8 protein-coding genes and 1 pseudogene are annotated in these 11,390 nt (G+C 62.1%); 5 read left to right on the forward strand and 4 right to left on the reverse strand.

Annotated elements, in window-relative coordinates:
* Positions 1-427 precede the first annotated feature (427 nt).
* A pseudogene (locus tag ACYP5B_RS48710) lies at positions 428-622 on the forward strand (nuclear transport factor 2 family protein); the annotation flags it as partial.
* A 376-nt stretch (positions 623-998) separates the two neighbouring features.
* On the opposite strand, the gene ACYP5B_RS48715 reads toward ACYP5B_RS48710, so the two are convergent.
* Positions 999-1,352 carry a hypothetical protein gene (locus ACYP5B_RS48715; protein ID WP_459574644.1) on the reverse strand — a complete coding sequence of 118 codons (354 nt, stop codon included), beginning with the start codon at positions 1,350-1,352 and terminating at the stop codon, positions 999-1,001.
* Between the two features lies 1 nt (position 1,353).
* Entirely contained in the window at positions 1,354-2,028 is a 675-nt protein-coding gene (locus ACYP5B_RS48720; RefSeq protein ID WP_400102841.1) for a heavy metal response regulator transcription factor, read from the reverse strand.
* Between the two features lie 338 nt (positions 2,029-2,366).
* On the opposite strand from ACYP5B_RS48720, the gene ACYP5B_RS48725 reads away from it, so the two are divergent.
* Positions 2,367-3,311 carry a COG4280 domain-containing protein gene (locus ACYP5B_RS48725; RefSeq protein ID WP_459574646.1) on the forward strand — a complete coding sequence of 315 codons (945 nt, stop codon included), beginning with the start codon at positions 2,367-2,369 and terminating at the stop codon, positions 3,309-3,311.
* 410 nt (positions 3,312-3,721) lie between these two features.
* On the opposite strand, the gene ACYP5B_RS48730 is transcribed toward ACYP5B_RS48725, so the two are convergent.
* On the reverse strand, positions 3,722-3,952 hold the full coding sequence (locus ACYP5B_RS48730; protein WP_400102839.1) for a hypothetical protein: 231 nt from the start codon (positions 3,950-3,952) through the stop codon (positions 3,722-3,724).
* Positions 3,953-4,525: 573 nt separating this feature from the next.
* Here ACYP5B_RS48730 and ACYP5B_RS48735 point away from each other — a divergent pair.
* From ACYP5B_RS48735 to ACYP5B_RS48745, 3 genes are all read left to right on the forward strand, one after another.
* The gene (locus ACYP5B_RS48735) at positions 4,526-7,933 is read left to right on the forward strand and encodes a bifunctional diguanylate cyclase/phosphodiesterase (protein WP_459574647.1); all 3,408 of its coding nucleotides are present in this window, start codon (positions 4,526-4,528) and stop codon (positions 7,931-7,933) included.
* Positions 7,934-7,983: 50 nt separating this feature from the next.
* On the forward strand, positions 7,984-8,523 hold the full coding sequence (locus tag ACYP5B_RS48740; RefSeq protein WP_459574650.1) for a glycine-rich domain-containing protein: 540 nt from the start codon (positions 7,984-7,986) through the stop codon (positions 8,521-8,523).
* Positions 8,524-8,755: 232 nt separating this feature from the next.
* Positions 8,756-10,156, forward strand: a complete 1,401-nt coding sequence (locus ACYP5B_RS48745) for a hypothetical protein (RefSeq protein ID WP_459574651.1) — start codon at positions 8,756-8,758, stop codon at positions 10,154-10,156.
* Positions 10,157-10,458: 302 nt separating this feature from the next.
* On the opposite strand, the gene ACYP5B_RS48750 is transcribed toward ACYP5B_RS48745, so the two are convergent.
* A partial coding sequence (locus tag ACYP5B_RS48750; RefSeq protein WP_459574652.1) for a DnaJ C-terminal domain-containing protein occupies positions 10,459-11,390 on the reverse strand: 932 nt, incomplete at its 5' end.

Consider the following 11,390-nt stretch of genomic DNA (forward strand, 5'->3'; position numbering starts at 1 on the left):
CTTTATAACTTGTAAGCTAAAAGACCGAAGTCTTCCGCATCCGCTATCAAGCGCCCACACTTATCGGTTGTTTGTTTGTTAAAGAACTGGCCGCGGCTCGCTTTGCTTGCCGCGTCGCTGCGTTTGCTGCAGCGGAGAAACGAGACTATAAAGAATTATCTGCGTTTCATCAATACTTTTTTAATCTTTTCTTGCTCGGGCCAGATTCGCTATGCGCTTTTCTCACCTTTCCAGCTAACCCCGCAAATTCGGCCGCCCTGCCCTGCAGCTGAGCCTCGTACTGCGAGGGGAGCGAATACTAAGTTGTTCGCGCAACGCTGGCAAGTTTTTTCTAAGAATTCTTGCAGCAAGCTTTGTCGTCGCCGGATGAAGGTCATCGCAGGCCACTTGTATGGTGCCTACGGGCCACCGACCGCCTGCCGGCCGGAGCCAGCCCGCGGCCGATGAAGCACAGCGCAATCGCTTCATCACGCATTTCGACGTGACAGGCAATGCCGGCACCGCCAAGGTGGTGCTGGAGTATCCGGAAGTGACCTTCACGGACTACATGACGCTCCTGGAGATCGACGGCGTCTGGAAGATTGCCAACAAAACGTTTAGCGCCGCGCCGCCGAAAAAGTAGCCAAGCAAAGCCGCGCAGATCGGCCACCCGCCTTCACAAGGCTGTCTGCAGGCTTTACCCTCCCGTCCCGCCGGCAACTTGCGCTAGCGGGCTGGCCGAGCTGCTCGAAGCCCTTGCGACCCGTCCATGGGCCTTCAGCCAAAAGGCATTCTGGCAACCTCGCCTTCTTGCATGACAGCGCTGCCCCTTTCGTTGATGCCGGCTTACGACATGCTGCCCATGGGCCTGGCGCCCGACCACAGCGGCGCAAAGTGTGACAACCTGGACGCGCTCACGCCGCCCCCGCAGCCGCCGGCCGATATCTGGCAGGAGATGCTAGGCCAGGCCGCTTCCTGCACCGCGATATCGATCTCCACGGCCGCGCTCCAGGCCTGCCTTAGGGGTGTTCCTGCGCGTGGGGGAGCAACACTTGCGTGCGCGCAGTCGGCAGGCCGCAGATGGGCGTGCGGAAATCATGCGCCAGATCGGCCGACAACTGGGAAAGCCGCGCGAAGCCTTCACGCGTGGTCCACGAGCGAATCGCCTTGAGGCCGAAAGCCGAATCCGGCGCGCCCTGCGCCATCCGCTCATTGCGCACGCGTGCCGCCTTGCGCAGCAGCTCCGCATCGTCGCGGCAGATCACCTGCGTAGCCAGCGCGCGGTACCGGTAGGTCCCCGCGCTACCAAACACAGTCGCAGCAATCAGGCAAAAGGCGAACGCCAGGCGGGTGGTGAGTGAGAGACCCTGCACATCAGGGCTCCCGGCGTTCCAGCACATAGCCTACCCCGCGCACGCCATGGATCAGCTTGGTATGGAAATCGTCATCCATCTTGGCACGCAGGCGGCTCACCGCCACGTCCACGACATTGCGGTCGGATTCGAAATTCATCTCCCATACGTGCGAGGCGATCTGTGTGCGGCTTAGCACCTCGCTCTGCCGGCGCGCCAGGAAATGCAGCAGCGAAAACTCGCGCGGCGTGAGTTTGATGCTGCGCCCGGCGCGCGTCACGCGGTGGCGGATCAGGTCGATCTCGAGGTCGTCGATCTCGATGCGGACGGCCTCGCGCGCCGGGCCGCGTCGCAGTAGAGTACGCACCCGCGCCAGCAGTTCGACGAACGCAAAGGGCTTGGCCAGATAGCCGTCGGCGCCGAGTTCCAGGCCACGCACACGATCCGCTACCTCGTCGCATGCGCTCAGGAACAGTACCGGCGTGTCCTTGTGCTCACGCAGTTGCTTGAGCACTTCCCAGCCGTTCGTGTCGGGCAGCATTACGTCCAGGATGATCAAATCGTAGCTCACTTCCACCGCCAGATGCAGGCCATCGGCGCCGGTTACGGCCAGGTCGACCACGAAGGCGGATTCGGTGAGCCCCTTGCGCAAGTACGCGCCAGTCTTAGGCTCGTCTTCCACCACCAGAATTCTCATGCTCGTCCCCGTCTAGCTAGTGCCAGCACGGCGCGCCTTGGCGCCTTGCGTGATCGCATGATAGTCCCAGGCGCGGTAGCCCTGGATGACAAATCTGTAATTGAATTGACAGGGTTTCCCGTCTCTGCGCTCCCTAGAATTCACGGCTGTCGCTCCATTGCGCTACCGGTGGTCCACGAACTCAAGTACTGGTACTGGTGCCCGTGGTGGAGACCTGAGCGTGGCCTGAAAAGTGGGCTTCACCGCCCCTGCACCCGGAAAAAAATCGACAGCCTGGAAAATAGGAGAGGAACATGATGGAATGGACTTCGGCAGGACCATCGATACTCGCAGCATTCATGGCCTCCATGGTCGAGTTCGTGGAAGCACTAACCATCGTGCTGGCGGTTGGCGCCGTCCGCGGCTGGCGCTCGGCGCTGCTAGGGACCGCAGCCTCGCTGGCCGTCCTGACGCTACTGGTCGTAGCACTAGGCCCCGCGCTCGCCAGGATTCCGCTACCGGTGGCCCAATTGGTGGTCGGTACGCTGTTGCTGCTATTCGGTCTGCGCTGGTTGCGCAAGGCAGTGCTGCGGGCGGCAGGCATCTTGCCGCTGCATGACGAAGCGCAGGCATTCGCTCGGCAAACCGAAGCCTTGCGGCGGCAAGACGGCCCAATTGGCGAGGCGATCGATGCGGTGGCGTTCGCGACCGCATTCAAGATCGTGATGCTGGAAGGGATTGAGGTGGTGTTCATCGTCATTGCGATTGGCGCGAGCGGCCGCATGATCCTCCCCGCGTCCATTGGTGCCCTCCTCGCGCTGCTGGTCGTGGTGATGCTCGGGTTTTGGCTGCATCGGCCGCTGGCCAAGGTTCCGGAAAACGCCCTCAAGTTCGCCGTTGGCGTCATGCTTGCTGCTTTCGGGACCTTCTGGGTGGGCGAGGGTATCAAGCTATCGTGGCCCGGCGAAGATTGGGCGATCCTGGCGCTTATCGGCGCCTTCCTTGTCGTTGCCCTGGGTATGGTTCGCCTTTGCGGGCATCTGCGGAGCACGTCCTCCCCATTGCCAAACGCAACAGCCTCGCCCCCTCCCCCCGATCAAGGCCGTCTCGCGAAGGTGACCGAGGAACTGGTGGGTCTCTTCGTCGACGACGGCTGGCTTGCGATCGGCGTGGTCCTGTGGGTGCTGGCAGCGTGGGAAGTGGGTGCATTGCATGCTGTCGCTGCTCAGGCGGCGGGACCGCTGTTCGCTGCGGGATTGACAGCGTTGCTCGCGGCTAGCGCCGCCCGGCGCGCGCGCGCCTGAACAGCGGCCGCTTGGATCGTTGTCTCCCCTCGTTCGTGCCAGCGCCGCGACGGCGCCATGAAGTCCGAACCGACTGGATCGGTCACATGCTGTGCGAGCAATGTATCGATGTCAGCCTTGTCCTGCGTGCTCAGCATCCATCCGAATGCGTCATTGATGCCGCGTAACTGGTCCGGGCGACGTGGGCCCCACAGCGCGATCGTCGGGCCCTGATCGAGAATCCAGCGGATTGCCAACGCCAGCCGAACCGGCGGCCAAGCCCAGGCAGACGCATCGCGGCGCCCCGGCCTATACCACTCGCGACGGAAGTCACGCTCGCCACTGGGCGGGAAACGACATGGGATTGGGGTAAGGGCCGAGCGCCCTCCGGTGATTGGCGCTCGGATCGCTGAGCCAAGAGCATCCGCTACTTATCGGCCGTCCGAGTACCCGTCAAACGATGCCGATCTTGCGCAGACCACGGACAAGTCGCGCGAACCGTCATGCGCCCCGTCCGTGAATGGGTCGCGCTTCTGGGTCACGCGACTGCCGCCATCCTGCGGCGCGTCCGAGCTACCAGAGTCTACGGTAGCCGCAGCGGCGATACCGGAGAACATCATTGTGATTGCAGTGGTCAGAATTGCTTGCTTGAGGTTTTCCATCGTGATCTCCAGATCGATGAGTGCGTGGCTTCAACGCGGAGATCAGTGTATTGAGACAGCGGTAACGAATGGATGGCCATTCAATTACGAAGATGTCATCTCGGCCGCTACTTGTGCCTTGAGGTCATTTGGCTACGCTGCTGTCCACAATAGCCGGCGCATCGCATGCGCAATCGAGCATCACCCTCTATGGGGTCACTGATTCTGAGCGGTTCGCTGTACTACGAGCGCGGGCCGTTTGCGGCGGGCTTTGTATATGACGAGTTCCAGGGAAGCTTGGCGCCTGCCAGACGGCGCTGCGACGAGCTGTTCGCCTTGCCGCGCGGCGGCAGCCTTTCCGCCCCTCATGCTTGACTAGGCACATAGGGCGCACCCCCCCCCACTTAAGTGGGGACTCTACAACCGTATTCGGCCTTGCTCCTGCTCCAATTTGGGATAACGTTGTAGAGACAGGTAAAACAACGCTGCGCAAATCCGCGCGCCCCGGCGGCGGCCCAGCAGTAGCCGGCTGACACCATCGCCGCTTGATCGCTTACGTCTGCAGTCCACACGTCACGTTCCGGGGGGTATCGTGTGCGCAAGCTACTGACGCCATTGCTGCGTCCGCTCGGACGCGTCAGTACGACCGCCGTTACACTCGGCGCGCTGCTGCTCGGCCTGCTTAGCACGATCGTCGTGCATTCGCTCTACACAGAGCTGCTGGAGAGGGATGCACGCCTGCGATTCAAGAGCGATACCAACGATATCGCCCAGCAGATCGATACGCGTATCCGGCTCTACACCGACGTCCTGGTAACCATGCAGGCGCTCTTCGGCGCTAGTGATGATATTTCGCGCGAGGAATTCCGCGACTTCGTCAATGGCCTCAACCTGGAACAACGCTACCCCGGGTTCCAGACGCTGAACTACGCGCCCTATGTGCCGGCCTCCGAGCTGGCCAGCTTTGTCGCCAGCCAGCGCAAGGATGCGGTCCTGCGCGACGCCGGAGTAGCGTTCTCCATCCGTCCCGCAGGAGAGCGGCCAGCCTATTTCGTGTTGACTTATGTCGAGCCGCTCCACAACAACTTGCCGTCGATCGGCATCGACATGGGTGCTGAGCCGGGGCGCCTGGCCGCCCTCGAAAGAGCCCGTGACAGTGGGCAGGCAGTGAGCAGCGGGCGCCTGATCTTCAGCGAAGCAAAAGGTCCCCACGTCGGCATTGCCTTGCGCCTTCCGGTCTACAGAAAGGGCCAGCCGCTCGATTCAGTGGAGCAGCGCCGCCATGCCTATATCGGCTCCGTTGGGGCTGGCATACGAATCAGCGGCCTGCTTGGGGAGATCGCCGGCAACCAGCGCGTGTATGGGACCCACTTCGAACTGTACGACGCCGGGAAACTCGATGGCGAACCAGTACCGCCATCCCCGGCGACGCTGCTGTACAACAGCGCCGGCGGCATGACGGCCACCGCCCTCCCCAGTGCCAAGGCTGCTAGCCGGGCCAGCGCCGTACAGCTTGCCGCTAGCGACGAGCATGCCGCGCTCCAGCGGGCAAGCGTATCGGACGATCGTTCCTTCCTGCGCAAGGAGGTGGCACAGCCGTTTGGAGGGCGGCGCTGGCTCATTGTCTTCTCCGCCGATGCCCAGGCCATGGCGGGCCCGCAACGCTACCTGAAGAGTGTGGTGCTTGGGGCCGGCTTGATCATTACCGCGCTGCTGGCCGGGCTGGCCTACGCGCTATCCAGTTCCCGCTCACGTGCCCTGGCGGTGGCCGATGGCATGACACACAGCCTGCGCGAGAGTCAAGAGGGGCTTGCCCAGGCGCAGCGGATCGCGCACCTGGGGGATTGGCGTATCGACCTTGAGCGTAATGTGGCCTATTTCTCCCGCGAGATGGCCCGGCTGTTGGGTGCGCGAGTGCTGGATCCCACACCCGAAACACTGCTCGGCGCAGCCGATCCTCGCTTCCGCGGCGTGTTACGGCAGAGGATGCAAACCGCCTTGCGGGAGCGCGTCGCTTTCGAGATCGAATGCCCCTACCGCTCATCACGTGGACGCATGGGTTGGCTTCACCTGATCGGCCATGCGCATGGCCCACCGGGTACTGCCGTCCTGCGCGGCACCGCGCAAGACATCACCCAGCGAAAGCTCATCGAGCAGGCTCGCGCACAGGAGCATCTGGTTGCCTTGCATCTCGCCACCGTGTCCAGCGAAGCCGAAGTCCTGGAAAAAATCGTCCGTACCCTGGTCGCGGGCACGGAATGGGAGGCGGGTGCATTCTGGCCTTCGGATGCAGGACGTGGCTTGGCGCTTGCACCGGTTCGCCGGGCCAGCGAGCAAGAACTGGATGCTTGGCTGGCACGACGGCCGGTCGACCCTCAGGCAGGTCAGGCAGATCAGGCAGATCAGGCAGACGCACTGACGGAACCGCGTTGGTATGCGAGCCGCAGTGCTATCGCGCGTTTGCCTCAGCATCGCTGGCTGGACGACGGGAGCGTGCGAACTGTATTCGCTTTCCCACTGCGCAAGGGCACGACCACGCTTGGACTGGTGGAGTTGTATTCGCGCACCAAGCGTCCACGCGATCCACATGCGCTTGCCATGGCCAGCGCGATAGCTAGTCACACTGGCCACTTCCTGCTACGTCGCCAGGCCGAGGAGACCCTGCGCTTTTTTGCCAATCACGATGCGCTCACCGGTCTGCCCAACCGGCTGATGTTCAAGAATCATCTCGAGAGCAGCCTCGCTCGCTCCCGCTCCCGTCAACACCGACTCGATATCGTCTTTGTTGACCTGGATCAGTTCAAGAGGGTCAACGACACCATGGGCCACAACGCGGGCGACGTCTTGCTGCGTGCCGTGGCAGATCGCTTTAGCGCCACGCTTGGCGAAGCCAACCTCATTGCCCGGCTCGGTGGCGACGAGTTTGTCATACTGGTCGAGCCGATCGACGACTTTTCCCTTCTGCACCGCATCATCAAGCGCATCCAGGCCGCGCTCGCATCCGGCTTTGTCGTCAATGGCAAGGAGCTGCAGATAACGGCAAGCATCGGCATCAGCTCCTTTCCCGAAGATGGCGATGACGCGCAGACGCTGCTAAAGCATGCTGATCTCGCCATGTATGCCGCCAAGCAGCTCGGCAAGAACGGCTTCCAATACTATGTACGCGAGATGAGCGTGTCCCTGCAGAATCGCATCGACATGGAAGCGCATCTGCGCAGCGCACTCGAGCACAATGAGTTCGTGCTGCACTACCAGCCACGCATCTCGCTGGACACCAATTCCTGTACCGGCGTGGAAGCCCTGATCCGATGGCACCACCCGAAGCTCGGCATGGTGATGCCCGCTGACTTCATCCCGATTGCAGAGGAATGCGGGGCCATCGTGCAGATTGGCGCGTGGGTACTGCGTGAGGCTTGCCGCCAGAATGCGCAATGGCTTGCCGACGGCATTGCCCCGATACGCGTCTCGGTCAATCTTTCCGCAAGGCAATTTGCCGACAAGGACCTGAGGCAGGTGGTTCTCGATGCCCTGAAGCAAGCCGGCTTGCCAGGACATCTGCTCGAACTTGAACTGACCGAAAGCATGGTAATGCGCGATGCCGAGCAAGCGGCGCGCTGGCTGTCGCGCCTGAAGCGAACGGGGGTACGCCTAGCCATTGACGACTTCGGCACCGGCTACTCTTCGCTCGCCTACCTGAGCCGTTTCCCGATTGACACGGTGAAGATCGACCGCTCGTTCATACGCTATCTGCCCGACAGCAGGAGCGATGCGCAAATCACGAGCGCAATCATCGGGCTAGGACATCAGATGGCGCTGGAGGTCGTGGCCGAAGGCGTCGAGAACGAGGCCCAACTGGACTTTCTTCGCCTCGAGGGATGTGACGAAGTCCAGGGCTACTACTTTAGCCGCCCTATTCCGGCCGAGGACGTCACCGCGTTCCTCTCCAGCCATACCGTGCACGACCTGCTACCTGAGCAGGGACCGCAGCCGATGCGCGCCTGATTCTGGATTCCGGCGCGTGCCCCAGCGTCAACAATAGGAGGAACCACATCATGACAGTGCAGAAACAATCGATTGAACGGTCATGGCAAGCAATCGATGCGCTCGATTTCTCGAGAATCAAAACCAAGCTTCTACATGGCAAGTCCGCTCATTGGAGCCCCGAAAGCCTGGTCGATGCCGAGGCCGGTTACCGCAGGTTTCTCAAACTCGCGGCAAAGTACCCCGACACATCAGTCGTACCCAGCGAACAGGTAGACGCATTCTGGCACGCCCATATTGTCGATACCAGGCGCTATGCGAGCGACTGTGAGCACATTTTTGGCCATGTCCTGCATCATGACCCCTACGTCGGTATTGATGGCCCACAGGATGAAGCCCGCCTGCGCGCGCTGGCCGAGGCAAGCGCCCGGCTTAGCGCGCGCGAGTTTGGGTTGAGACCGACGACGGCGGCCTACTGTGCGGTCACCGGCGAGGGGAAACCCACGCTGGGCCCCGCGCCGGCGGACACCAAGGCGGCGTACTGCGCAATCACCAACGGGACGCAAGCGGCGTACTGCGCAATCACCTCCGGAGTCGCTTCGTCCCATTGATGGCCAGGTCACGCCCGTCGATGTCCAGCCGGTCTGACGGGTTATGGCTATACCTCGCCGCTGCTGAATCCACGGGGCCCACCCACGGGCACCCACCTGCAGCGATTGGCGAGCGTGCTTGTAGAGGGCAGCAGGGCCAGTTGCAAAGTGCTGAGCCAACTGACTGACCGTAGGCGTTTCGCGGCACCCCGCCCAGGCCCGGGAGGGGTGCCGTTCTGCCGGAGACGATGCGATGATAGAAACATTGCTGTTCAGCAAGCCGTTTTCCTTTCTGGCCTGCCCACCGATAGCAGAACTCAAAGAAGCCATTGATGCACTTAACACGCTGCCGGGACATTCGCGCTGGCTCAAGGAGGAAGACGCCATCCGCCGCGAGCATGTGCCTGCCTTTGTCGAGCAGAGCCGCCAGGCCCTCGAGGCGCTTGTTCCGGGCCGGTCCCTCATGGTCGATAGCCTTGCCGATCGGATTCGGCACACACCACGGGTTCTACAGGAGCTGCGCGAGCACGGTCCGGATGTGGCAGCTGCCGCTCACTCCTACTTCTACTGGCGCTACTCAGCCGACGTGCTCGGACGGGCGCAGGGCATTCCGCGCAGTGCGCTGGAACGTCAATTTGGCAGGGTGGCGGCACGCGACGGCTCTCACAAGATCATTTGGGGCTGTCCGTGTTGCGATAATCCGGCGCGATACCAGGTCGATGGGCTACTTGCCAATCAGCGCCCGGCCCGCCAGGGCGGCTTTGCGCTCGAGTGCGATCACTGCGGGCATCAGGAACGGGTGTATGCGGGATTTTTGCATTACGGGCGTCTCCAGTGCCAATGCGCTGCGTGCAAGAGCTATGTTGGCGTTCTCGCCTATGACATGGCCAGGGCTGCGCGAAAACTTTCTGAAAATCTCGAGAAGTACGCCTGGAGCCAGGCTGCCGAGACCCTTGCCGAGATCCAGGAGTACAAGGACGAGTCCCTGCAAATGCTCCAGCGCCGGGCTAGCCCATCCCGCAATGCCGCTTCCTTCGCACTCGAAGTCGCGTCGGGCAGGCACCAATCGATGCTCGCAATTCTGGCGAGCCTGGACCCTGGCCTGGAAGGCTGCATCGAGAAGAATCCCAGGGCTTGGGCGTTGCTGTGCGAACTGCTTCGCGAAGGCGTGGTTGACAACGAATACCTCATTTACGAGGAAGCTGACCGCGAGCGCGTGGCGCTGCAGTTGTCACTGCTGGAAGAGCCTTCCTCCCAGGGGCAGGGCTTGCCACAGAAGAATCTTGAAACTCTGTTGCAAGGGTATCAGCCTGCGTCTCGCGAATCCTTTGTAGCGTGGCTGAAAGCAAGCTCGCAATTAAAGCTTTTCACCGGCAAATTCTGTACCGCGGTGGAGGTCACCTGGAGACCCAATGCGCAGCGCTGCAAGCTCGTTGCTAGCAGCCAGGACGACCATCTCCGAGAGCTCCCGCACGATGCGGCGCTGAGAGCGGCCACAGCCTCCGTGCCGCCTTCGAAACAACCGCCTCACACTGACGCTGAAATTGAAGCAGTGACACTACTCAGGTCACTGGGGTACATTGTTGTGGCTCCTGCAGTAATTGAAGCGCACGGCTACTCCAAGCTAGAAGAAAGCACGCCACTCAACAGGTAGCCCCGCACAGCATGAATCGGCGATCTTCATCTGACGGCCCACCCCGGGGCCGATCGCCGAAGCGCTGATAGGCGGCAAGACACCTGACGCAACGCTTCGCTGGGACAATACCAATCCATAGCGGCCCTGGTGCAACTAGCGAAGGCCAGCGAGGAACGGCCGGCTTGCGGGGACCTCGGCAAACTGAAGGCACCGCCTTCCAGACAGCGGCCCCAGTGGTATCTTTCTGCGGCCACTTGCTCCAGAGTCAGCCAAGCCTCTTGCATCAAGCTGCCGATCAGAATGTCGTCATCCAGCCTGGATCAGGCGCTCCTATCCGGGCGCGGCTTAAAGGCCAATTCCCGCGCCATGGTTTCATAAAGCTCCCGCGCCTTAGGGGTGTTTGCCGGCGGCAACACAACCTGGATGTGCAGCAGCAGATCGCCTGGTGGATTAGCGGGGATGCCTTTGCCGCGCACGCGTAGCTCGCTGCTGCTCTGGGCGCCGGCGGGAATGCGCACCTTCAGCTCGCCCCCAGGTAAATCAATGGGCACCACCGCCCCCAGCGCCGCCTCCCATGGCGCCACCGGCAGGACAAGGTGTAGATCGCGTCCCTTCACCTTCAGTTGGTCGTGCGGTTTGAAATGCACCTCCAGAAAAAGATCCCCCGCCGGCGCACCGCCGATCCCCGGTGCACCCTGCCCGCCCAGGCGGATGAGCTGACCTTCGCGAACGCCTTTGGGAATTTTGACGCTGAGGGTCCGGCTCCTGAGCTGCACCCCGCCCTGGGCGTCCACGCTTGGCACCTGCAGCGAAAGCTGACGGGTGGCGCCGGTGAAGGTGTCTCCGAGGTCCAGCAGCACCTTGGCGTGGTGATCCCCGCCGCGCGACGGGGACTTGCCACCGTGTGTATGGAAACCGCGGTGTCTGCGCCCCATGTGGCCAAACAGCTCGGCGAAGAAGTCGCTGAAATTGGCCTCTTGCTGTGGCGAGAAGCCCCGACCGGAGAACTCGAAGCCGGTGTCCCAGTCCGGCGGCGGACGGAACTTCTGGCCGGGCTGATGGCCTCGTCCCAATTGCTCGTACGCGGCGCGCTTTTCCGGGTCGGAGAGTACAGCATAGGCCTCGTTGAGCTCCTTCATGCGCACTTCGGCATCCAACTGCTTGGAAACGTCGGGATGGAACTTGCGCGCGAGCTTGCGGAACGCCTTCTTGATGTCCTCAGCGGTGGCATCACGTGTCACTCCCAGCGTCT

It is taken from the genome of Cupriavidus sp. 8B (assembly GCF_054589115.1).

Coding starts and splice junctions, on each gene's coding strand:
- ACYP5B_RS48730 (WP_400102839.1), bottom strand. CDS start 3,952: ATGGAAAACCTCAAGCAAGCAATTCTGACCACTGCAATCACAATGATG.
- ACYP5B_RS48725 (WP_459574646.1), top strand. CDS start 2,367: ATGGCCTCCATGGTCGAGTTCGTGGAAGCACTAACCATCGTGCTGGCG.
- ACYP5B_RS48720 (WP_400102841.1), bottom strand. CDS start 2,028: ATGAGAATTCTGGTGGTGGAAGACGAGCCTAAGACTGGCGCGTACTTG.
- ACYP5B_RS48745 (WP_459574651.1), top strand. CDS start 8,756: ATGATAGAAACATTGCTGTTCAGCAAGCCGTTTTCCTTTCTGGCCTGC.
- ACYP5B_RS48740 (WP_459574650.1), top strand. CDS start 7,984: ATGACAGTGCAGAAACAATCGATTGAACGGTCATGGCAAGCAATCGAT.